Origin of the sequence: Mesorhizobium sp. M1004 (assembly GCF_040318795.1) — a bacterium.
Taxonomy (GTDB): Bacteria; Pseudomonadota; Alphaproteobacteria; order Rhizobiales; family Rhizobiaceae; genus Mesorhizobium.
In genome coordinates, this window is record NZ_JAMYNB010000024.1 from 28,113 (window position 1) to 51,261 (window position 23,149).

The following is a 23,149-nucleotide window of genomic DNA, read 5'->3' on the forward strand; positions in this document are numbered from 1 at the left end:
AGTGGGGGAATTCTCTTAGTCGGCTGCGGCCGAGCTTGTGTACGCGAATGCCCAGTTTCAAAAGCCACCTCGTTTCCTTCATCCTCCGGCACAGCCGCAAGAAGGCATTTGCCAGCCCGGAAAACCTGCAGCGCTGGATCGCCTATGCCCGCAAGACCGAGGATCATCATCCCCCGGCATTGCTGCGGGAGCAGCTCGATATCACCGAGCGCAGCGTCGATGGCTTCCCTGTCTACGAGATCGCGCCGAAGGCCGGCGAACGCAGGCGCATCCTCTACATGCATGGCGGCGCCTATGTCTTCCAGATCACATCCTATCATTGGGGGTTGATCGCCGAGATGGCCGAGCGCTTGGGTTTCGGAATCACCGTGCCGATCTATCCCATCGCGCCGGAGCATGATTTCCACGCCATGTTCGGCATGGTCGGCGACGTCTACCGGCAGATGCTGGATGAGACCGACGCTGAAGACATCGTCTTCATGGGTGATTCCGCGGGCGGCAACATGGCCGTCGTGCTGACCATGATGGCGGCTGAGGAAGGCCTGCCCTTGCCGTCGCGCCACGTGCTGATTTCACCCGGCCTCGACATGTCGCTGTCCAACCCCGAAGTGTTCGAGGCGGAACGCAACGATCCGTGGCTCGGCATTTCCGGCGGGCTGGAAGCGATCCGCATGTACAGTGCCGGCATCGATCGCAGCGACTGGCACATCAGCCCGCTCTATGGCGACCTCTCGGTGCTGCCGAAGACCCTGCTTCTGACCGGCTCGCACGACCTGCTCAGCCCCGACAATCTGATCTTCGCCAAAAAGGCGCGCGCTGCCGGCGTCGACGTCGAGGTCGTCTACGAGGAAGGCATGTTCCACGTCTGGCCGCTGATCGAGATGCCGGAGGCGCGTCGCGCCAGGGACAGCATCGTCACCTTCCTTGAAGGTGAGCCCACCAAGCGGCGCGCAACTGCGCGGCGCACGGCGCGACCCGCTCTCGCGGCGCGCCCCGCCCAAGCAGCGGAATAGCAGAGCAATTCCAGGAAAAGTGTAAAACGGTTTTCCCGGGAAAAGCGTGTAGCGCTTTCCCTTGGGAATTGCGTCAAAACAAGGAGTTAAAGCGGCTCGCGTTTCCGTGAAACGGTGAACCGCTCTAGAACTTGCCGGTTTCGCGGAAAAGCTCGAACGTCGCGCGGATATGGTCGGCGACGGCCTTGACAGGCGCGCTGGCGTCCGGCGACACCACCATCGCCAGATTGTAGGTGCCGATATCGGGCATGCCGTCCTTCGGGCAAAGCTCGACCATGTCGTTGCCGAGGAACGACTTCGGCAGCGGCGCAACCGCGAGGTCGGACATGATGGCGGCGCGCTGGCCGGCCGTGTGGGCGCTCATATAGGCGATGCGGTAATTGCGGCCTTCACGGCTCAGCGCATCGAGCGCGCCGGCCCGCCAGGCGCAGCCCTCTTCCCACAGCGACACCGGCAAAGGCTCGCGCAGATGCGCGCTGCCGCCCTTGGCGCCGGCCCAGACGATCGGCTCGGTGAGCAGCACCTCGGCGCCGAGCGCGCTGGTCTTGTAGGAATTGGTCAGCAGCGTGATGTCGAGCGCCCGGTCGTCCATGCGACGGCGCAGATTGCTGCTCTGGTCGATGGTGACGTCGACGGCGATCGACGGATGCGACTGCGCGAAACGCTTCAGCACATGCGGCAACACGCGCTCGCCATAGTCGTCCGGCGAGCCGAGCCGCACCACGCCGACGATCTCGGGGATGATGAACTTCGACACCACCTCGCGGTTGATCGACAACAGCCGGCGGGCATAACCGAGCAGCATCTCGCCATCGGTGGTCAGCGTCACCGAGCGCGCATCGCGCGCGAAGACTGAGCGCCCGAGAATGTCCTCGAGCTTCTTGATCTGCATGGAGACCGCCGACGGCGTGCGGAACACCGCATTGGCCGCCGTGGTGAAACTGCCGGTCTCGGCAATGGCCACGAAGGTGCGCAAAACGTCGAGATCGAGCAGCGGCAGCGGATGATTGAGTGGGGCGTTCATCGGGATCGACCTTCAATTTTTCTGATGTGAAGCATCATTCCATTTCGTTTGATTGAACATCAGATTGGGAGGATAGTCAACTCCATCGAAGGCAGGACGTGCCATGGCTCCAACGCTCCTGACGCGAATTGCACTCGATGCGGAATATCCAGGCGACGGAACGCGTTCATGCGGGACGTGCCACAACCAAAGGAGAATGAAATGTCTATCCTGTCATCCATCGGTCGGTTTGCGACCGAATTGAGCGCGGCCCGCGCCCGCTTCCAGACCGAACGTGCGATCCGCTCGCTGCCGATCGAACTGCAGAAGGATATCGGCTGGCCTGAAGCTGCCGACACCAAGACCGGTGCACGCCACGGCGTCGGATCCTGGGCTGGAGCAAAGTAAACCATTGTGTACCTTGTGCTGAAGGCCTGCCGCGCAGACCAGCCCGGCAGGCCTTCTCTATTCGCCCTGCAGGCTTTCTCCAACTTATTTGCACTCAAATGATTTTCAGAGCCGTGTCACCGCTGCATGGCGCATATGCGTCACTTGCATGGCGCCTCAATGTCGCCGGTAACACACTGTAAGTAATCGTAAATTTTGGGCACCATGCCCAATAATGTCGCAAACGATGTCGCATTTCCATTCAAGCGCTTCGCATTTGCGATTTAGTTTCTGCTCACGCAGGCCTATATCACCGTCAGCAAACGAGCTGCCCCACTCCATCAAGCGAAGGCGACCCGTCTGAGCAACCGATAGGAGATGATGATGAAGCTTTTTGCCCGCCTCTTTGCCCGCCGCGAAATGAACCTGACGACCGCTCTCGAGCGCCAGCGCCTTGCCAATACCATGCCCGGCCAGACCGGTGCCATGAATGCGGTGCGCCTCGGTTTCGTTGCCTGAGATAACGGCTAGCGCTCAGCGCTTCCCTGCCGCTGCCGATAGTCGATAACAGCGCCGCTTCGGCTTGACCGAAGCGGCGTTTCTCATTTTTGGCACCTATGCCGCCGCCACCATGCCCAATCCGTCGGCAGCCCGTGCCTGTCATCCCGGACGATTGCTCATTTGCGACCCATGTCGCAAATATAGTTTCCGCTTAGCCGCCTAGCCAATTGACAGGAATGGTTTTTCCTGATGTCGCTGTGCTGTTCGCGACATCCTGTTCGCGCCATGGCCGCGTGAGGTTCCCTTGAACGCCGTAAAGCATCCGATCAAGCGATCGTTTGTATTCTTCCTTGTCCCGGACTTCACCATGATCGCCTTTGCGACGGCGCTCGACCCGCTGCGCTCGGCCAACCGCATGCTTGGCTATGAGGCCTATCGCTGGCGCCTCGCCAGCATCGACGGCAAGCCGGTGCGCGCCTCCAACGGCGTCGAATGCGCCGTCAACACCTCGCTCGAGGAAGAGCGCAAGAAGATGGCCGGACCGGATCGGCCGAACATGGCCATCGTCTGCAGCGGCATGAATGTCGAGCGCTACCAGAATAGGTCTGCCTTCGCCTGGCTGCGCGAGGAATACAACAGAGGCGTCGCCGTCGGCGGCCTGTGCACCGGCGCGCATATCCTTGCCGCCGCGGGCCTGCTCTCCAACAAGCGCTGCGCCATCCATTGGGAAAACCTGCCGGGCTTTTCCGAAGCTTTTCCGAAGGCCAATGTCTTTGCCGACCTCTTCGAGATCGACCAGAACATCTACACCTGCGCCGGCGGCACCGCCGCCCTCGACATGATGCTGAAGCTGATCGGCGACGATTTCGACGACAATCTCGTCAACCGCGTCTGCGAGCAGGTGCTGACCGACCGCGTGCGCAGCCCGACCGACCGCCAGCGCCTGCCGCTGCGCGCGCGCCTGGGCGTCCAGAATTCCAAGGTGCTGACCATCATAGAACTGATGGAAGGCAACCTCTCCGAGCCGCTGTCGCTGATCGAGATCGCCGACCACGTCGACCTGTCGCGCCGCCAGATCGAGCGCCTGTTCCGCACCGAGATGGGCAGATCCCCAGCCCGCTACTATCTCGAGATCCGCCTCGACCGTGCCCGGCATCTGCTGATCCAGTCATCGATGCCGGTGGTCGAGGTAGCGGTCGCCTGCGGCTTCGTCTCGGCCTCGCATTTCTCCAAATGCTACCGCGAACTCTACGCCCGCTCGCCGCAGCAGGAGCGTGTCGACCGCAAGCAATTGCTGGCGGCCTGATCCGAAAACGCACTCAGGCTTCGGCGGGCTGCGCCTGTACTGTGCGCATCGCCTCGACGCGGATATCCTCGGTCAGCCGCGCCTTGAGCGCCGAGAACTCCCGGCTGGTCTTCAGCGTATAGTGACGCGGATGCGGCAGGTCGATGGCGACATCCGACTTGATGCGGCCTGGCCGCGCGCTCATCACGATCACCCGCGAAGCCATGAAGATCGCCTCCTCGATGTCGTGGGTGACGAACAGCACTGTCTTCTTGCGCCGCTCCCAGATGCCGAGCAGCAGTTCCTGCATCAGTCCGCGCGTCTGGTTGTCGAGCGCACCGAACGGCTCGTCCAGCAACAGGATTTCGGGGTCGTTGGCCAGCGCCCGGGCGATCGCCGTGCGCTGCTGCATGCCGCCGGACAGCTGCTTTGGCCAATGGTTCTCGAAGCCCTTGAGCCCGACGAGGTCGACATAGGAAGCGACGATCCCGTCTCGCTCCTTTTCGGCCATGCCACGTTCGCGCAGGCCGAAGGCGATATTCTGCGCCACCGTTAGCCACGGAAACAGCGTGTAGGACTGGAACACCATGCCGCGATCCGGTCCCGGCCGCGTCACCGCCTTGCCGTCGAGCAGCACACGGCCTTCGCTCGGCGCTTCCAGGCCGGCAACGATCCTGAGCAGCGTCGACTTCCCGCAGCCGGACGGCCCCAGAATGGTGATGAAGTCGTTGGCCGCGACCGCAAGGTCGACCGGCATCAGCGCCTTGACCGGCTGCCCGCCGCGCACGCCGGCGAAGGTTCGCGAGACGCCTTCGATAAGCAACTTGCTCATGCCAGGCTCCAGGGAAAGAGCCAGCGATTGAACGCCTTGAAGGCGAAGTCGGACAACAGTCCGATCAGCCCGATGACGATGATGCCGAAGATGATCTGCCCTGTCGCCAGCCGCGACTGGCTGTTGATGATCATGTAGCCGATGCCTGAGGACGAACCGATCAGCTCGGCGACGATGACATAGGTCCAAGCCCAGCCGAGCACCAGCCGCAGCGTCTCGGCAATCTCGGGCGCATTGGCCGGCATGATGACCCGTTTGACGATACCGCTGTTGGTCGAGCCCAGCGTATAGGCCGCCTCGACCAGGTCGCGCCGCGTCGAGCCCACCTTGACCGCGACGATCAGGATGATCTGGAACACCGAGCCGACGAAGATGACCAGCAGCTTTTCCAGCTCGCCAATGCCGGCCCACAGGATGAGCAGCGGAATGAAGGCCGAAGCCGGGAGGTAGCGGGCGAAGGAGACGAACGGCTCCAGAAAAGCCTCTATTGGTTTCCAGGCGCCCATGGCGATGCCCATCGGCACGGCGACGATCGACGCCAGCAGGAACCCGCCGAAGACCCGCCAGATGGTGATCAATATGTCGAGCCAGAAGCGGTCCTCGACCAGCAGCCGCCAACCATCCCGCAGCATTGACAGCGGGTCGGCGAGGAAGATGCGGTTGACGTGGCCGCCAAGCGTGATCCACGCCCAGAAGGCGACGAACAGCACGAAGAAGGAAATGCCAAGCACGGTTCGAATGCCCGGCGACACCGGATGCAAGGGGCGCATCTTCAGATCGTCCGCATCGTCAAATCATCACTTGTCCAGGAGAGAGCGACGGCCTAGGCGCCGCCGCACAATGGTCAAAGGCGAGGCCTGTCAGTTCGCCACCGCGCTGGTGTCGGCCAGCGTGGCAACATCTGGCGCTTCCTTGATCAACCCCATCTGCAGCAGAAGCTCGCCGGCGGTCTTGGAAAAGTCCTGGAATTCCTTGGTGAAGAACTGCTTGTTCTCCGCCTTGTCGGCCCATTTCAGGTATTTCGCCGAATCCTCGAATTCTTTCGCAGACTGCTTCACGTCGGCGCCCATGATCTCGTAGGATCTCTGCGGATCGCTCTTGATCAGGTCGAGCGCTTCGAAATAGCTGTCGGCCAGCGCCTTGGCGGCGTCGGGATTGGCGGTGAGGAATTCAGGCGTGCAGCCGACCGTGTCGAGCACCATCGGGTAGTCGAGCGTGGTCGCCAATATGTGGCCCTGATCGGACTTGTCGCGCACCGCCGAGATGAACGGCTCATAGGTGACCGCCGCATCGTTCTGGCCGGCGAGGAAGGCTTGCGCCGCCGCATCCGGTTCCAGGTTGACGACGGTCACATCCTTGGTCGACAGGCCGTTCTTGTTCAGCACCCAGGCCAGCATGAAATAGGGCGACGTGCCCGGCGCCGAGGACGCGACATTCTTGCCCTTGAGGTCGGCGACGGTCTTGATGTCGTTGCGCACGACAATGCCGTCGGCGCCATAGGATTTGTCGAGCTGGAAGATCTGCTTGGTGGTCACCCCTGAGGCGTTCCACACCAGCCAGGTCTCGACCGTGGTGGCGGCGCATTGCAGATCGCCGCTGGCGATGGCGAGCGGCCGGCTGGCCTGCGGCACCTTCTTCAGGGTCACGTCGAGGCCATGCTTCTCGAAGATGCCGGCCTGCTTGGCGAGCGTCAGCGGCGCAAAGCCGGTCCATCCGCTGATGCCGATGGTGACCGATGTGGCAGCCTCGGCCGGCACGGATATTGCAGCCGCAAGCGCCAATACCGCGGCAGCGACGATGGTCTTGTTCATGTCGGTTCCCCTTGTTTTTCGGATGCCGAATTGTGTCACAGACGCCCATGGGCTTGTCAATGAAACCGGCCCTTCACGGCAGCGTGATGATGCGCACGCTAACGCGCATCGAACATCCAGCTGCGGTCGCGCCACATCTTTTCGCCGACCTGGCAGTCGGTCGGTCGGTCCTGCGCCAGCACCACCGGCGGACGCCCGGCCTCCTCGCGCGCCCGTTGCGGCGAAGCGGCGCCGGCCAGTTCCAGCACCAGCTTGCGGCGGATGGCTTCGGGAAACTGCGTCCAGTCATTGACCGGGATCATGAAGGATCCGGGACCGCCGACGACGCAGTCGCTGTAGTAGCGGTCGAGATTGTTGACGTCATAGGCGCCGCCGAACCCGCCGCGCGTCATCAGCGGCAGGCCGTTGATGATGATGCCTTGCTTGACCACCGCGTCGCGGGTGATGTCGACGGGCGCGCCCTGGTTGTTGGGCCCGTCGCCGGAAATATCGATGACGCGCTTTGTCCCCTGAAAACCGCTTTCGGCGAACAGATCGCTGCCGAATTCCAGCGCGCCGGAAATCGAGGTGCGCCGGGCGCTGGCCGGCGGATGGGCGGAAAGCTGCGCGGCCACCCGCTCGGCATCGGCCCGGCTGGCGATCACCGTCCACGGCACGACGACCTGCTGCGTGGTCGCTCCCGCCCATTCGACATAGGTGACGGCGACCTTGCCGTAGGCGCCATCGGCGATGGCCTGCAGAACATTGTCGTGCGTCAGCGCAGCAGCATAGCCGTGACGCTGGATTTCAAGTTCGCCCGGCGACATCGACAGCGACACGTCGACGGCCAGCACCAGCTCGACGTCGACCGGCTCGGCGGCTTGAACCGGCGGCACCAGCCAGAGCCCCAGCGCCAGCGCGGCGCTGCCTGAAAGGAAATGTCGTGCGCAAGAAAAAGCAGACATACCCGAAGGTAAGCGAAAACCGGCTGCTGACAAAGCAAAAAGCCCGGCGAGGTGCCGGCTTTTCGATATGTTGGTTGGAACCGATGAAGCTCAACTCCTCGGCTTCAGATTCTCTGGATCGTAGAGCGGCTTGTAGCCGACGGCAGCCACCTCGACCGGGTAGGTCTCGCCGAAATATTCGATGGCAAACTTGCGGCCCTCCTGGGCATGGGCCCAGGGCAGATAGGCGAGGCCGATGTTCTTGCCGATGGTCGGGCCGTAGGCCATCGATGTGGTGAAGGAGCGGCGGCCGAGTTCGTCGACCAGCGTCTCGCCGGTCTTCGGATCCATCACCGGCATGGTGCCGACGGGATAGCGGGCAACACCCTTCGAATCGACGTTTTCCGTCATCACCAGCGTGCACAGGATCGCCGGCTGGTGCTCGCGGGCGCGGTATTCGACATGTTTTGCCTTGCCGCAGAAATCGTTCTCCTTGACCTTCGGTCGGGCAAGGTCGGCCTCGAGCAGATTGTACTCGGTCAACAGGTCGGCGTTCTGCAGGCGCAGGCTCTTTTCCATGCGCCGGGTGTTGGCATAGGTCTCGACGCCGAACGGCATGACCCCGGTCGAGCGCAGCGCGTCCCAAACGGTCAGGCCGTCTTCGTAACGCATATGCAGTTCCCAGCCCTGCTCGCCGACATAAGAGATGCGGAAGGCGGTGACGTCCTTGCCGCCGATCCTGACCGGCTTGATCGCCGCGAAGGGGAAGTTCTCGAGCGAGAGACCATCCGGATTTTCGACCACTTTCTGCAGCGTCGCCCGCGCGTTCGGTCCCCAGATGCCGATGGTGACATATTTTTCCGTCACGTCGGTGATGGTGACGTCAAAGCCTTTGTCCTGCGCGGTGCGCTGCATGTAGCGGAAGTCGCGCGGGCCGGCGTCGGCGCCGTCGATCAGGCGGCAGCGGTCGGCCATGCGGATGACGGTGAAGTCGGCGCGCACCATGCCTTCCTCGTCGAGGAAGTGGGTGTAGATACCCTTGCCGATGTTGTTGTCGCCACCGATCTTGGCCGCGCACAGCCACTCCAGCAGCGCGACATGATCCGGCCCTTCGATGTCGTACATCGAGAAATGCGAGAGGTTGACGATGCCGCAATCCTCGCTCATCGCCAGGTGCTCGGCATTGGACACCCGCCAGAAATGGCGATTGTCCCACTCGTTCTCACGTATGGGAACCCGGTTGCCATACTTCTCCAGCAGATGCTCGTTGGCGGCATAGCCATGCGCGCGCTCCCAACCGCCCAGCTCCATGAAGTAACCGCCAAGCTCCTTCTCGCGCTCCCAGAATGGCGAGCGGCGGATGTTGCGGCCTTTGGAGAACGGCTCGCGCGGATGCACCGCCGGATTGTAGACCTTCATCGCCGTCTCGGTGCAGCGATCCCAGATGAACTGCTCTTTCGTCTGGTGCGGATAGAAGCGCGCATAGTCGATGGCGTGATGGTCGATTTCCGTGCGGCCGTCCGTCATCCAGTCGGCGATCAGCTTGCCCATGCCGGGGCCGTCCTTGACCCAGATGGCGACGGCGTACCAGAGGCCCCTCACCTTCTGGCTCTCGCCCATGGACGGGCCGCCATCGGCGGTCACCTGCAACAGGCCGTTGAAGGAATGGCTTTCGTTGTAGCCGAGTTCGCCCAGGATCGGCGTCAGTTCCATGGCGCGCTCCAGCGGCGCCAGGATCTGCTCCATGTCGAGATCGCGCTGCGACGGCGACAGCCGCGCCTGATCCTTTTCCAGCAAATCGCGCGGATGGCAAAGACGCGGATTGGTCTCTTCGTAGTAACCCCATTCGATCTGGCCGCCTTCGGCGGTCTTGGGATCGCCGGTGTCGCGCATATAGGCCGAATTGCCTTGGTCGCGCAGCAGCGGCCAGCCGATCTCCTTGCCGGTGCCGGCGAATTGATTGTAAGGCCCGAAGAAGGTCAGCGGATGGTCGATCGGCATGACCGGCAGGTCCTCGCCGACCATCTCGGCGATCAGCCGGCCCCAGATGCCGGCGCAGACGATGACATAATCGGCCATGATCGTGCCGCGGTCGGTGACGACGCCCTTGATGCGGCCTTCCTCGACGATGAGAGATTTGGCGGGCGTGTTGGCGAAGGATTTGAGTTTCCCCGTAGCTTCCGCCTGGTCGACCAGCTTGCCGGCGACGGTCTGCGAGCGCGGGATGACCAGGCCGGCGTCCGGATCCCACAGGCCGCCCTGCACCATGGACTCTTCGATCAGCGGGAATTTTTCCTTGATCTCGGCCGGTTCGATCAGCCGGGCGCGGGTGCCGAAGGATTTGGCCGAGGCGATCTTGCGCTTGATCTCGTCCATGCGGCTGTCGTCGCCGACGCGCGCCACTTCGAGGCCGCCGATGCGGGCATAATGGCCCATCTTTTCGTAGAAATCGATCGAGTAGAGCGTCGTCCAGCACGACAAGAAGTCGTGGCTGGTGGTGTAGCAGAAGTCCGAGGCATGCGCCGTCGAGCCGATGTCGGTCGGGATGCCCGACTTGTCGATGCCGACAATGTCGGTCCAGCCGCGTTCGATCATATGATGGGCGATCGAGGCGCCGACAATGCCACCCAGGCCGACGATGACGACCTTCGCCTGTTTCGGAAACTCTGCCATTGCCCGCGACTCCAAGGGATAAAGCGGGCGTGTCCGCGCCCGTTCGAATGGCGCACAATATGCAGAGGACGTGGATGGAGCTACCGCCTGTTTGCGACACGTCGCAGATGCGACGCGACCCGGCGCGCCGGCGTGCCGCCAGTGGCGATCTATCTCAGGCGAAGGCCCAGATGTCCTCGGCCTGGAAGCCGACCTGGTAGCCTGATGTCTTGAGCTTGACCACGACCTCGCCGATTTCAGCCGCCGGCAGCGCGCCGACCTCGACCTTGATCATGCCGGGGCGGTAACGCTTGAGGTCGAGCTGTTCGAAGACGATCCAGTCGGCGCCCTCGCAATCGACCAGGAAGGCGTCGATATGCGTGATGCCGTTGCGGTCGAGCAGCGTCTGCAGCGTTTCCGACGGCACCTCGATATCCCTGAGGTGCGGCGCGAACTTGTTGAAATTGGCGTCGGCCTCGCCCCAGGCATTCTTGCCCGACATCAGATTGGTGTTGGTGACCGATGAGCAGCCGATGAACTCGATCGGCAGCGTGCCGGCCTCGAGTGCCGCGGCATCGAAAGTGTGGACGGTGATCGTGCCTTTGGTTTTTGTCACCGCGACCGGCTCGATGACGAAGCGTTCCGTGTCGGGATAGTTGGCGCGCAACCGCTTCTGGTTGTACGGGATCGGCTCGACCAGCACGGCCCGCGCCCGCGGAATGCGGTGCAGCCACGGCGTGACGTCGTCGAACAGCGCGCCGTCGCAAGCGCCGACATTGACCATCTGGAAGGCTTGCCCACCGCCAAACCGCGCGTTCAGCGCCGCCTTGGCCAGGAATTTCGTGCCACGCAACGCCGGCCCGCGATCGAGCAGGCCGGCGGGCAGGCCGAGCGAAAGGGCGATGCGCGCCAGGCCGGAAATGGAACTCATGGCTTATCTCCAGGTATGGCCTGCAAGGCGATGGGCCGCCTTCCATTCAGGCTTGCCGACGCCCACAGCGCCATGATCGGGCCGACGAGCAAAAGGTAGGGCGGCAGAAGGTTCGGGAAGTAGATGCGGGTGTCGTGGATCGGAAAGACGGTGAATTTCGCCAGCACGCCGAGCACCAGCGCTGCAAGCAGGATGCCGGCGCGACGATCGAGCCGGAAGCCGGCGCGGCCGAGCGCAAGCCACCCGGCCAGCGCCAGAACCGAGACGCCGACCCAGCTGTTGATGCTGATAGCGCGAATGAAGGATGCGGCAAACGCCTTGAGATAGGCGCCAACCGAGAACGGCGGCTCGAAGCCATCCATATTGTAGTGCTGCTCGATGCTGGAGAACCACAGATGCGGCCACCAGCCGGGATGCTGCGCCCAATGCGAAATCGCGAAATAGGCGACGAAGGACGCGGCAAAGCCGGCCAGCGCGCCCCACGCCCGCTGCCGGAAGACCAGCAGCAGCACGGCGAAAATGGCCAGGAACACGATGTTGTCCGGCCGCGCCATGAAGGCCAGGAAAAGCAGGACAGCGGTCGCTGCCTCGCGGCCGCGCACATAGGCAAACAGCCCGCCGAGGAACAGGGCCGAGCACATCAGATCCGGAGTCGAGGCGCGCGCCGCGTCGCCGAAATCGGCCATGATCAGTACCGCGCCGGCCACCGGCGCCAGCGCCAGCGCGCCTTCGGTTCGCAGCCACAGCAGCGTGATCATCCCGAACAGGAGCACCGAGACCACCTGCAGCACCCGCATCGCCTCGACAGGCGACATCACCGAATTCATCGTCGAAAGAATCTCGGCGTAGAGGAACTTGATCCGGTACATGCCAAGCAGCGAGTGAAAGTCGGCGGCATTTTGCGCCATATGGCTGCGGAAACCGCCACCATCGTCGGTCAGCGTCTTGTAGTCGCCGGCCGACACGCCGGCCTGGACCGTGCTGTAGGCATAGTCATGCAATGCCTGCGCATCGGGATAAGCGCCCTCCTCGGCGATGGCGAGATAGGGCAGCATGTCCCAATTGGCGTCGGGCATCGTCAAGGCCATGAACGCCGTCAGCAGGATATAGAGCGAAAACGCGATCGCGCCGACCGGAGCCGCCCATCGCGCATAAGTCCCCTCGCCCCACGCGAGAGCGGCCGCAGTCAGCCGGTCGAGTGTGTTTTGCGGGGCGGGAGACTTGCTCAGCATTGTCGGACTCAGGACTTCGCTCAACGGACTTCTTTTAACGGACTTGGCTTTTGACGAAATCCTTGACGATTCCCACGATGCCGCGCGACAGCAGGCTGTCGAAGGCATCGACGAAACGGTCGACATGCTCGCGCTGGCAGATCAGCGGCGGCTCGAGACGGATAACGTTGCGATTGTATTCGGTGAAGGCGACGAGCACGTCATAGTCGCGCAGCAACAGCGCGCCGACGAAGCCCGACAGCGAGCCCTTCAGCTTGTCGTCGAGGACGCTGACGATCGGACGTAGCACCATCGGCAAGGTCTGCGAGAAGTCGTGGAACTCGAGCCCGACCATAAAGCCTTTGCCGCGCACATCCTTGATGATCTTCGGGTACTTCTCCTTCAGCGCCTGCAGGCGCTGCAGCAGATAGTCGCCGGTAGTGGCGGCGTTGTCGATCAGCCCCTCATCATAGAGCACGTTGATGCCCTCGATCGCGGTGACGCAGGCCTCGCCCATGCCGCCAAAGGTGGCCATGGCATGGATCATCGCCGTCTTCGGCGTGCCATAGGCCTTCATATAGACCTCGCGCCGGGCGACCATCGCGCCGACCGCCGCCTTGCCTGCGCCGAGCGACTTGGCCAGCGCCGTCACATCGGGCACGACGCCATAATGTTCGAAGGCGTAGAAGCGGCCGGACCGGCCATAGCCGCACTGCACTTCATCAGCCACCCACAGCACCCCATAGTGGTCGCAGAGCGCTCGCAATTTCTGCCAGTATTCGGCCTCGGCCTGGATGATGCCGCCGCCGCCCTGGATGGTCTCGAGTACGATGACGCCGACCTCCGGGTCGGAGCGGAACAGCCGCTCGACCGCTTCGATATCGGCGAACGGAATGCGCACGGTGTTCTCAGCCATCTTGAAGTCCGCGCGGTAGAGCTGGCCGTCGGTGATGCCGAGCACGCCCTTGGTCTTGCCGTGGAAGGAATTCTCGGCATAGACGATTTTTGGCCTCTTCGGCCCGGCGGCGCGCTCGGCGAGCTTCACCGCCGCTTCCATCGCTTCCGAACCCGACGAGCCCAGAAACACCATGTCGAGATCGCCGGGCGAGCATTTGGCGATGTTGTGCGCAAGGGCCGATGCATATTGCGACATGAAGGCGATGGCGATTTCCTGGCGCTTCTCCTCCTGGAATTTGCGCCGGGCCTCCAGGATGCGCGGATGGTTGTGGCCGAAGGCCAGCGAACCGAAGCCGCCGAAGAAGTCGAGAATCTTGCGGCCGTTCTGGTCGATGTAGAACATGCCTTCGGCACGCTCGATCTTGATCTTGTGGAAGCCGAGCAGCTTCATGAAATGCAGCTGGCCCGGATTGAGATGCGCCTTGAACAGGTCGGTCATGCGCGCGACATCCATCGCCTTCGCCTGCTCGACGCTGATCAGGTCGGGCTTGGCGATGGCGGTAGGCGACAACGCCGGCGCGCCGACCATGGTGCGCGCGTTCGTCTGCTCAGGCTTGGCCATGACGGTCATTTCGGAGTTCTCCTGGTCGTCCCACTTATTCGGCGGGGGCATGATTGGCGGTGACGGCAAGCCCGTCTTTCTTGGCGCGGTATTCGCTGTAGGCGGCGATCAGCATGTCTTCGTCGCGATATTGCGGCACCCAGCCGAGCTGGCGCTCGGCCTTGGATACGTCGAGCACGCACTCCTCATCGGCGATCAGATATTGTTCGGGATCCATGATCGGCATGTTCATGAGATCGAGCAGGTCGAGGGTGCGCTTGACCGCCCAGCCCGGCGTCGGGATCAGCAGCGATTTCGAGCCGGCATGCTTGATCAGGTCGCCCAGCAATTTCTTCACCGGCGGCGGATTGAGGGAGCCCAGATTATAGGCCTGATTGGGCACGCCTGCCTTCCAGGCCGCGCGGGCAGCTTCCGCGCAATCGAACACCGAGATGAACTGATAGGGGTTCTTGCCCGAGCCGATCATCGGCACAGGAAAATTCCAGTCGATCAGTTTGAACAGCTTTTCCAGGATCCCGAGCCGGCCGGGACCGATGATCAGACGCGGGCGAAACAGCGAGATCGACATGCCGCGCTTGCGCCATTGAGCGGCGAGCTCCTCGGTCTTCTGCTTCGACCAGCCATATTCGCCGAGCGGCGCGACCGGGTGCTCCTCGGTCATCGGCTGGGTGACCGTGTGGCCGTAGATCATGTCGGTGGTGTAGTGGACGAGCTTGGACGCGCCGGCCTTGTCCATCGCCTGCATGATGTGTTCGGTGCCGTGGAAATTCACCGGAAAGAAGAAGTCGTGACGCTTGGCCCGCACCTGGATCGGCGACAGCATTTTGGCCGACAGGTTGTAGACCATGTCGTCGGCCTTCAATCCGATGTTGGCCACCGAGGCCGTATCCGTGACATCGCAGGTGACGAAGCGAACGTTGCGATAGTGCGTCAGGTCGCTCTTGACGATGTCGGCAACGACAACCTCTTCACTATCGGCCACAAGCTTCGGGGCAAGATGACGGCCGACGAAGCCGTCGCCGCCGAAAATAACATGTCTCATCGAACGATCTCGCTGGTCTTGTCGGGGATGATGGAAGCGGTTTGGTCGTCATGCCCGCTCCCGCCCAAGTCTCGACCGCTTTGCGCGATCAGCACGGTGCCGATGCAGATGAAGGCGATGCCGGCAATGCGCCAGGCATTGAGGTCCTCGCGGAAGATGAAATAGGCGAAGATCGCAACCGCGACATAGGCAAGGCTGAGGAACGGATACGCAAAGCTGAGCTCGACCTTGGACAGCACATAGAGATGCGAAGCCATCGAGATGACGAAGGTGCACAGACCGAGAAACACCCATGGGCTGAAAACGACCTGCAACAGCCTCAACAGCGGATTGGTGCCTTCGAACGAAATCGGCCCGAGTGACATCATGCCTTGCTTCAGCATCAGCTGCGCGGCGGCATTGGTCATGACCGTGAACAGAATGAAGACGATGTATTTCATACTTTGCACCCGCCACTCGCAACGGTCCTATTACGAACCTGCAAACATTTCATGAAGTCACGACAATGCTTTGAGTAAACCACGGAACTTACGATCTATTCACCATGACTTATTCGGATTGTACCTATTCAGCTGCCTCGACACGCCCTGGCCGGACGTTGAGCTTTTTCGCCGTCCGCAGCCAGAAACTGGACACGAACGCCGGGTCGCGCAGCGCTTCAAGCCGCTGCCAATTCGGGAAGGAGGCCGCGAAAGTATCAGCGCCCATGCGCGCATCCTTGTACGGGTTGACCGCGCCGCCGGCCGCGACCGTGATGCGGTCGAGTTCGCTGAGCAGGGCCAGCGTCCTGTCGCCGCGATTGGGGAAATCCAGCGTCAACGTGAAGCCTGGCCGCGGAAAGGACAGCAGCCCCGGCGAGCGGATCGAGCCGAAGCGCTTCAACACCGTGAGGAAAGAGCCCTGCCCGGCCCGACGCGCCTCGTCGAGCAGCGCCGGCACGGTCTCACGCGCGACATTTTCCGGCACCACGCTCTGGTGCTGGTAGAGACCTTTCGGACCATACAGCCGATTCCAGTCGCCGACACCATCAAGCGGAAAGAAAAAGCCCTGGTAGCCGGTTTGGCTCGGCCCCGGCGAGCTCCCCTTCTTCCACCGATAGGCGGCGTTGAAGGCGGTGAGGAACGGCCGGTTGAGCACATTGAACGGCGGCTGGAACGGCACTGAAAAACGGGAGCCGGCGCGAGACGCCGCATGCGAGCCATACTCGGCATGATTGCCTGTCAACAACAGGCCGCGCCCGCGGCCATGGCCCCCGGCAAGCTGGTCGATCCAGGCGACGGCATATTCATTGGCCTGGTCGGCGGCCTCGGCCAGTTCGAAGAATTCGCTAAGATCGGCAAACCGCGTTACCTTCTCGGCGATATCGAGCGAATGCACCCGCATCAGCCGGATCGAGGCCGACAGGATCAGGCCGGTCAGCCCCATGCCGCCGATCGTCGCCGCAAACAGCCTTGCATTGTCGGTTGCCGAGCAGGTGTAGGTCCGCCCATCCGAGCGCAGCAGCGTGAACGACTCGACATGGCAGCCAAAGGTGCCGCGCCGGTGATGGTTCTTGCCATGGACGTCATTGGCGATCGCGCCGCCAAGGGTGACGAACTGGGTGCCTGGGACCACAGTCGGAAAGAAGCCGTAAGGTGCCGTGTGCGCAATGATATCGGAGAGGAACACGCCGGCCTCCGCCTCGAGCAGGCCGGTCTCGGCATTGAAGGCGCCGATGCGGTTCAGCGGCCGCATGTCCACGACCGCACCTGGCTCGTTCTGGCAGGAATCACCGTAGGAGCGGCCATTGCCATAGGCGAGCAGAGCGTTCTTTGTCGCCTTGCCGCTTCGCATCAGCGCGATGGCATCGTCGGCCGCGATGGCTCGCTTTGCGGCCGGCGTGGCGAGGCCAAAACTCCGGTACCGTTCGCCGGCCATGCCCTACCAGCCTCCCGCGACCAGAAGGGCGGCGCCGATCACCACGACGATCTGGCTTCGCCAGTCGCGAATGATGAAGATGACCGGATCGTCATTCATCTCGTTGCGGCGCGCCAGGATCCAGACCCGCATGGTCAAATACAGCACGATCGGCGCCAGCGGCCAGACCAGCCAGGGATGCGGATAGAGTTCGCGTACCGCGACGCTGTCCATGTAGAGCGCCAGCACCAGCGCCGAGGAGAAGGCCGACGCCATTCCTGCCTGGGCGACGATCTCCTGATCTTCGATGCGGTAGCCGCGACCGGCAATGCGCTCGCCCACCGGAATGGCTGTGGTGCGCAGTTCGACATAGCGCTTCACCAGCGCCAGCGACAGGAAGAAGAAAATCGAGAAGGCGAGCAGCCAGAACGAGACTTCGACCCCGGTCGCCGCAGCACCTGCCAGCACACGCACCGTGTAGAGCCCGGCCAGCGTCAGTACGTCGGCCAGGAGCATGCGCTTGAACGACAGCGAATAGGCTGTGGTCACCACCAGATAGCCGGCTAGCACGCCCAGGAACTCGATCGGCAACAGAAGCCCGGCGGCGATGCCGATCGTCAGCAGAGCGGCCATCGCGCCGAGACCGAACGGTATCGACAGCGCGCCGCTGGCGAAAGGCCGGTTGCGTTTGGTCGGGTGCTTGCGGTCAAGCGCAAGGTCGAAGAAATCGTTGAGGATGTAGATGGCGGAAGCCACGGCGCTGAAGGAGACGAACGCCAGCAGGCATTGCCAGATCATGTTGATGTTGAAGTATTCATGCGACAGAACCATCGGCACCGCTATCAGCGAATTCTTCAGCCACTGATGCACGCGCAGCATCTTGACGAATGTCTTCAATGTCCTTTTCGGCGCCGGCATCCTTTCGGCGCTATGCGCGGCCTGCCAGCGCCTCGCATGGCGGTCGGGCGCCACGACGATGGCGTTGCGTGCGGCTCCGAAAACTTTGAGGTCGCGCCGGCTGTTGCCGGCATAGTCGAAACCGCCGTCGCCATAGGCGGCGATGAGCGCGTCGCGCTTGCGGCCCGAGGTCATGTTGTGGGGACCGTCGGTCGCCAGCACATAGTCGAAGACGCCCAGATGCGCGGCGATCGTCTCGGCGAACTTGCGTGGCGTACCGGTCGCCAGCACGATCTTGCGTCCGTCGCGATGGTCGGCGCGCAGCCGCTGCAGCAGCGCTTCGCGATAGGGCAGCGAGGCCGGATCGATGTCGATGCGGTCGGCGATGGCTTGTTTCAGCCGCGCCGGGCCGGCGGCCAGCCAGTACGGAACCAGGAAAACATAGAGCGGATTCTTCTTGAGCAGGATGAACAGGCCTTCCCAAAGAAGATCGGTCGCAATCAGCGTGCCGTCGAGGTCGACCGCAAGCGGGATTGCGTTCTTGTCCGACCGCGCATCCATATCTTTCCTGCCCAGCTCAAAAACCCGTCGCGCCACGTTTCGGCGTCTGGATATCCGGCATAGCGAGCAACGGCGCAACGAACGTTAAAACGTCTGGTTGCAACGGATATGCGCCGGGGTATTTCCCTCGTCATCGTTAAGCAACCGTTGCCGTAGACGAGAAAAGGCCGGGCATTGCCCGGCCTCTGCAAGAGCTGCTTGCCGACTTTACTTGATGCGGGCAACGCCACCCGAGATTTCGACCGTTTCCGAGCCGGTCAGGGCCTCGAGGTCACCATTGGGCAAGGTGACGAAACAGCCGTTCGGGCAGAATTCCACGGTTTCGCCGGCGGCCAACGCCAGCTCCGTCTTGCCGCCGCCTTCCGTCACGATCAGCGTACGGGTCTCAGCATCCTTGTTGACCGCGCTGGCGGCAAAGGCCGAGCCACTCGCTGCGGTAAGAGCGATGGCGACGACGAGCGACTTCCACATTTTGCAATATCGGTGTTTCCACACCGCCTCTGTTGCATTTCGCAAGGCATTCTCGCCTTTGCATGTGAGCTTATATGAGATGCAAGCTGAACCGCAACTGAATGCCGCATTCATGCCGCAATTGGTTTGGGAGGAGCTTGGGGCCTTAGCTGGGATCGGGTTTGCGGGCCTTGCGACCAGTTTTGGCCAGCCGCTTCGCCTCGGCGGCGGCTCTGGCCTCCGCCTGCTCCTTCTCGGCGAACTCGACCTCGATCTTGTCGTCGTCGATCGGCCATGCGTCGGTCTTCTTGACCTTGACCTCGGCGCGCGGCGTCGAGGGGATTTCTATGTGCTCGGCGTCAAAAGCATCGAGAACGGCAAAGCGGATATCGTTCTGAACGATGGCGCCGTTCAGCACATCGGCCAGGAACACGCGAATCTCGAACTCGAGTGCTGCCGGCCCGAAATTGGTGAACAGCACGAAGGGTTCCGGGTTCTTCAGCACCAGCGCATGGCCGCGCGCAATCTCAAGCAGAACCGCGTGTACCCGCTTGACGTCGCTGCCATAGGCGACCCCGACCTTGATCTCCACACGTCCGAGCTTGTTGCGGTGCGTCCAGTTGCCGACGGCGTTGTTGATGAGGTTCGAATTGGGCAGGATCACCGATTGCCGCTGGAAGGTCTCGATTTCGGTGGCGCGCACGCTGATCTTCTTGACCGTGCCTGATGTGTCGCCGGCGACGATCCAGTCGCCGACCTTGAACGGCCGCTCGGCGAGAAGGATCAGGCCCGACACGAAGTTGGACACGACATTCTGCAGGCCAAAGCCGATACCCAGCGAGAGTGCGCCGGCAACGAGCGCCAAATTGGAAAGATCGATGCCCGCCGCCGAGATGCCGACGAGGCCGGCGAGCGCGACGCCGGCATAGCCGACCGCCAGCCGGATCGAGTTGCGCACGCCGGTATCGACCTTGCCGCGCGCCATTACCGAGCCGTCGAGCCAGCCCTGGAACCAGCGGGTCAGGAAATAGCCGATGATGAAGACGACGATGCCGGTGAGGATGCCGGTGACCGAAATCGTCACCGAACCGACGGTGACGCCTGTCGCCAATTTATAGCCCCAGGCCTGGATATCGCCGGGCTGGAAGCCCCACATCAACAGGATCAGCGGCAGGAACACCAGCACGATCATCAGGTTGATGGCGACGCTGACGACGAGGCCGAGTTGGTCGAGCGCGGTGTCCTCATAGCTGGAATTGGTCTTCAGCCAGCGCCCGATGGACGTGCCGGCGAAACCACCCTCCTCGCCGATCTCGCGCGCCGACAGGAAGCCGATATAGGCGGTGAGCAGGATGGTGCCGGTGACCACGACCTGCAACGAGACGAAGATGGCAAGACCGATATAGCCGAACAGCGCCGCCGCAATCGTGAACAGGCCGAGCGCGACACAGGTGTAGCGCAGCCAGGCCGGCCAGGGGCGCCAGCGCCCGTCGGCGTCCTTGTAAGGCTTCAGCAGCGCCATCAGGATCAGGATGACGCCCACGATGACGGTGGCGACAAAACTCCTGGCCACCGTCAGCGACAGAGGCGAGCCCATCTTGTCGTTGACGATCGACAGGAAATTGTTGATGCCGATGACGACTGCCATGGCCGTCGTCAGTCGCACCAGCCAACGCGCCGGGCCGGTCTCGACCTGGATCAGGCGCCAGTTCGGCATCCTGGGCGACAGCGCCGCATTGGTCAGGCGGTTGACACAGAACACTATGGCGATGACGGCTGCCAGAGCGTTGAGGAACACGCCTATGTCGCCGCGCAGCACATTGTAATAATTGTACAGGAACACCGTCGAGGCGAGGAAGGCGCTGACCGCCAGCGTCGGCAGCAAGGTCGACCAGAACGCCACCGACAGGCGACTGAGATACGTCGGATCTTCAACCGACGCGTCGGGCTCGAAGATGCGCCCAAACAGACGGCGCCCACCGACCAGAAGCACCACGGCCAACGCAAGCGCCATGAGGGTCGCCGCGAGCATCGCCTGGAACTTGAACTTGAAGGCAAAGCTCAGCCACGACGACACCGCCCTGTAAAAATTGGCGTATTCGTCCCTTGCGTCGGAAAACACCTGCGGGCTCAGTGCATCGGACAGCACATAGCGCTTGGTTAGGCCGCTGCGAAACAGCTCGCTGCGCATATTACCGATCTTCTCGATCAGCGAATTGATGCGAATCGACAGGTTCTGCGCCCCGGCGATGACGGCGTTGATCTCCGCCTTTTCCGACGCCAGCGCCTGGCGCTCGCCGGTCACGATGTCCGGTTCAGGGGGCTGTCCGGCAGCCGGCGGGGCGCCAAGCTGCTCGAGCCTCGAATTGATCTCTCCCAGCCGCGAACGAAACGCCAGCGCGCTGTTCAGCGCAGCGCGCGACAGCTCTTCCAACTGCAGGCGGATCTCGACAAGGGTGGTGTCGTCGACGCCGTCCTCCTGGACCTTCTTCTCCAGAGCGTCGGTTTTCGTCGTCAAACCCTGCAGGATTTTCTGCTGGTCGGCGACCAGCCCGGCAGGCGCCTGGCCAAGCCCCTGCGCCATCGCGCCGAACGAATGCGGCGCCAAGGCAACGAGCGCGAGGACCAAGATCAGGCGAAAGAAGCGAAAAGACATAATGGTGGCGACTCAAAGGGCGGCAAAGGCCGCTTCTAAAGCGGTCCTTGATAGAGACGCTCATCCCGTGGGGCAAGTCGTGGCGAAGTCATGACAGTTGGGCGCCTTGCGGGAGTCGGCCAGTCGAAAAGCCATGGCGCAATCTTGGCTTTGCGCACGCCGCCTGCTCTATAGTCTGCCGCATCGCACCCGAGCCGGATGGCTTCAGGTCTGTTGGACATGAAATCATCCGGCTCTAAAAATCAAAGATATAGAGCATGATGTCGTCCGAAAACCGCTTCACACTTTTCGGCATCATGCTCTAGGGATGACATGAAGAATGGCGGAATATTCAGCCCTTTCGCTTCTCACGAACGCGCTCAAGGGAAACAAGGACTGGAAGCCGGCCTGGCGCAAGCCCGACCCCAAGGCTTCCTATGACGTCATCATCATCGGTGGCGGCGGCCACGGCCTGTCGACGGCCTACTATCTGGCCAAGGAGCACGGCATCACCAATGTCGCGGTGCTGGAAAAGGGCTGGCTGGGTTCCGGCAATGTCGGCCGTAACACCACGGCGGTGCGCTCCAACTACCTTTTGCCGTCCAACACCCGCTTCTACGAACATTCGATGAAGATGTGGGAGAACCTTTCGCACGACCTCAACTACAACGTCATGTTCTCGCAGCGCGGCTGCCTGAATCTGGCTCACACGCCGGGCCAGTTCGACGACCTGGCAAGGCGCGGCAACGCCATGCGCCATCTCGGCGTCGATGCCGAGCTGATGAGCACCGCCGAGATCGCGCGCCTGGTCCCGGCGCTGGACATGTCGGCCTCCGCGCGCTTTCCCATCGTCGGCGGCCTGATGCAGCCGCGCGCCGGCACCGCCCGTCACGATGCGGTTGCCTGGGGCTATGCCCGCGGCGCCGACCGACGCGGCGTCGACATCGTCGAGAATTGCGAGGTCACCGGCTTCCTGCGCGACGGCGACCGCATCACCGGCGTGCAGACGACGCGCGGAGAGATCCGCGGCAAGAAAGTCGCCGTGGCCGTTGCCGGCAGCACCGGACGGGTGATGCAGCTTGCCGGCATCGACAGGATGCCGATCGAGAGCCATGTGCTGCAGGCCTTCGTCACCGAATCGCTGAAACCTTTCGTCGACACGGTGCTGACCTTCGGCATGGGTCATTTCTACATGTCGCAGTCCGACAAGGGCGGCCTCGTCTACGGCGGTGACATCGACGGCTACAACAGCTACGCTCAGCGCGGCAACCTGCCCATCGTCGATGAGGTGATGAGCGAGATGCTGGCGCTGTTTCCCGGCCTTGCGCGTGTACGCATGCTGCGCTCCTGGGGCGGCGTCTGCGACATGTCAATGGACGGTTCGCCGATCATCACCACCGGCCCGCTGCCCGGCATGTATCTCAACTGCGGCTGGTGCTATGGCGGCTTCAAGGCGACGCCGGCCTCGGGCTGGTGCTTCGCATACACCATCGCCAAGGACGAACCGCACGCGTTCAACGCGCCGTTCACGCTCGACCGTTTTTATCGCGGCCTAGTGATTGACGACAAGGGCCAGGGCGCAACGCCCCGGCTGCATTAG

At 62.6% G+C, this 23,149-nt stretch carries 20 protein-coding genes; 5 read left to right on the top strand and 15 right to left on the bottom strand.

Translation table 11 applies throughout. The features are described from left to right. Positions 1 to 47 precede the first annotated feature (47 nt). A complete protein-coding gene (locus tag NKH54_RS30495) occupies positions 48 to 1,013 on the top strand; it encodes an alpha/beta hydrolase (RefSeq protein WP_353029572.1) in 966 nt (321 codons plus the stop codon). A gap of 124 nt (positions 1,014 to 1,137) precedes the next feature. On the opposite strand, the gene NKH54_RS30500 is transcribed toward NKH54_RS30495, so the two are convergent. Continuing rightward, positions 1,138 to 2,037, bottom strand: a complete 900-nt coding sequence (locus NKH54_RS30500; RefSeq protein ID WP_023670389.1) for a LysR substrate-binding domain-containing protein — start codon at positions 2,035 to 2,037, stop codon at positions 1,138 to 1,140. Positions 2,038 to 2,238: 201 nt separating this feature from the next. Between NKH54_RS30500 and NKH54_RS30505 the strand changes: the two genes are divergently transcribed. The 3 genes from NKH54_RS30505 to NKH54_RS30515 all read left to right on the top strand — a co-directional run bounded on the left by NKH54_RS30505 (position 2,239) and on the right by NKH54_RS30515 (position 4,210). Next, on the top strand, positions 2,239 to 2,424 hold the full coding sequence (locus tag NKH54_RS30505; protein ID WP_353029573.1) for a hypothetical protein: 186 nt from the start codon (positions 2,239 to 2,241) through the stop codon (positions 2,422 to 2,424). 363 nt (positions 2,425 to 2,787) lie between these two features. After that, complete coding sequence (locus NKH54_RS30510; RefSeq protein ID WP_023681787.1) at positions 2,788 to 2,922, top strand: hypothetical protein; 135 nt, start codon at positions 2,788 to 2,790, stop codon at positions 2,920 to 2,922. 349 nt (positions 2,923 to 3,271) lie between these two features. Further along, the gene (locus NKH54_RS30515) at positions 3,272 to 4,210 is read left to right on the top strand and encodes a GlxA family transcriptional regulator (protein WP_348524244.1); all 939 of its coding nucleotides are present in this window, start codon (positions 3,272 to 3,274) and stop codon (positions 4,208 to 4,210) included. Between the two features lie 13 nt (positions 4,211 to 4,223). Here the strand turns inward: NKH54_RS30515 and NKH54_RS30520 are convergent, their stop codons facing one another. From NKH54_RS30520 to NKH54_RS30585, 14 genes are all read right to left on the bottom strand, one after another. Then, entirely contained in the window at positions 4,224 to 5,021 is a 798-nt protein-coding gene (locus NKH54_RS30520; RefSeq protein WP_023696446.1) for an ABC transporter ATP-binding protein, read from the bottom strand. Next, positions 5,018 to 5,791, bottom strand: a complete 774-nt coding sequence (locus NKH54_RS30525; RefSeq protein WP_353029574.1) for an ABC transporter permease — start codon at positions 5,789 to 5,791, stop codon at positions 5,018 to 5,020. Before NKH54_RS30525 ends, NKH54_RS30520 begins: the two co-directional genes overlap by 4 nt. 90 nt (positions 5,792 to 5,881) lie before the next feature. After that, positions 5,882 to 6,832 carry an ABC transporter substrate-binding protein gene (locus NKH54_RS30530; protein WP_023688106.1) on the bottom strand — a complete coding sequence of 317 codons (951 nt, stop codon included), beginning with the start codon at positions 6,830 to 6,832 and terminating at the stop codon, positions 5,882 to 5,884. Positions 6,833 to 6,930: 98 nt separating this feature from the next. Next, positions 6,931 to 7,776, bottom strand: coding sequence for a DUF1194 domain-containing protein (locus tag NKH54_RS30535; protein ID WP_353029575.1), 846 nt, complete (start codon positions 7,774 to 7,776; stop codon positions 6,931 to 6,933). A gap of 90 nt (positions 7,777 to 7,866) precedes the next feature. After that, positions 7,867 to 10,428, bottom strand: coding sequence for a GcvT family protein (locus tag NKH54_RS30540; RefSeq protein WP_353029576.1), 2,562 nt, complete (start codon positions 10,426 to 10,428; stop codon positions 7,867 to 7,869). 154 nt (positions 10,429 to 10,582) lie between these two features. After that, complete coding sequence (locus NKH54_RS30545; protein ID WP_353029577.1) at positions 10,583 to 11,338, bottom strand: FkbM family methyltransferase; 756 nt, start codon at positions 11,336 to 11,338, stop codon at positions 10,583 to 10,585. Continuing rightward, the gene (locus NKH54_RS30550; RefSeq protein WP_353029578.1) at positions 11,335 to 12,570 is read right to left on the bottom strand and encodes a hypothetical protein; all 1,236 of its coding nucleotides are present in this window, start codon (positions 12,568 to 12,570) and stop codon (positions 11,335 to 11,337) included. Before NKH54_RS30550 ends, NKH54_RS30545 begins: the two co-directional genes overlap by 4 nt. Before the next feature lie 34 nt (positions 12,571 to 12,604). Further along, positions 12,605 to 14,035: an aspartate aminotransferase family protein gene (locus tag NKH54_RS30555; RefSeq protein WP_353029589.1), complete on the bottom strand. Its 1,431-nt coding sequence runs from the start codon at positions 14,033 to 14,035 to the stop codon at positions 12,605 to 12,607. Positions 14,036 to 14,102: 67 nt separating this feature from the next. Next, positions 14,103 to 15,110 (bottom strand): NAD-dependent epimerase/dehydratase family protein, encoded by a 1,008-nt coding sequence (locus NKH54_RS30560; RefSeq protein WP_353029579.1) that lies wholly within the window; start codon positions 15,108 to 15,110, stop codon positions 14,103 to 14,105. Beyond that, positions 15,107 to 15,550: an EamA family transporter gene (locus tag NKH54_RS30565; RefSeq protein WP_352500482.1), complete on the bottom strand. Its 444-nt coding sequence runs from the start codon at positions 15,548 to 15,550 to the stop codon at positions 15,107 to 15,109. The genes NKH54_RS30560 and NKH54_RS30565 overlap by 4 nt, the downstream gene beginning before the upstream one ends. Before the next feature lie 124 nt (positions 15,551 to 15,674). Continuing rightward, a complete protein-coding gene (locus NKH54_RS30570; RefSeq protein WP_353029580.1) occupies positions 15,675 to 17,027 on the bottom strand; it encodes an FAD-binding oxidoreductase in 1,353 nt (450 codons plus the stop codon). A gap of 3 nt (positions 17,028 to 17,030) precedes the next feature. Next, complete coding sequence (locus tag NKH54_RS30575) at positions 17,031 to 18,464, bottom strand: UbiA family prenyltransferase (RefSeq protein ID WP_353029581.1); 1,434 nt, start codon at positions 18,462 to 18,464, stop codon at positions 17,031 to 17,033. 207 nt (positions 18,465 to 18,671) lie between these two features. Then, positions 18,672 to 18,935 (bottom strand): hypothetical protein, encoded by a 264-nt coding sequence (locus NKH54_RS30580; RefSeq protein WP_023670370.1) that lies wholly within the window; start codon positions 18,933 to 18,935, stop codon positions 18,672 to 18,674. A gap of 145 nt (positions 18,936 to 19,080) precedes the next feature. Further along, entirely contained in the window at positions 19,081 to 21,570 is a 2,490-nt protein-coding gene (locus NKH54_RS30585; RefSeq protein WP_353029582.1) for a mechanosensitive ion channel family protein, read from the bottom strand. A 319-nt stretch (positions 21,571 to 21,889) separates the two neighbouring features. On the opposite strand from NKH54_RS30585, the gene NKH54_RS30590 reads away from it, so the two are divergent. Next, on the top strand, positions 21,890 to 23,149 hold the full coding sequence (locus NKH54_RS30590) for a sarcosine oxidase subunit beta family protein (RefSeq protein ID WP_023670368.1): 1,260 nt from the start codon (positions 21,890 to 21,892) through the stop codon (positions 23,147 to 23,149).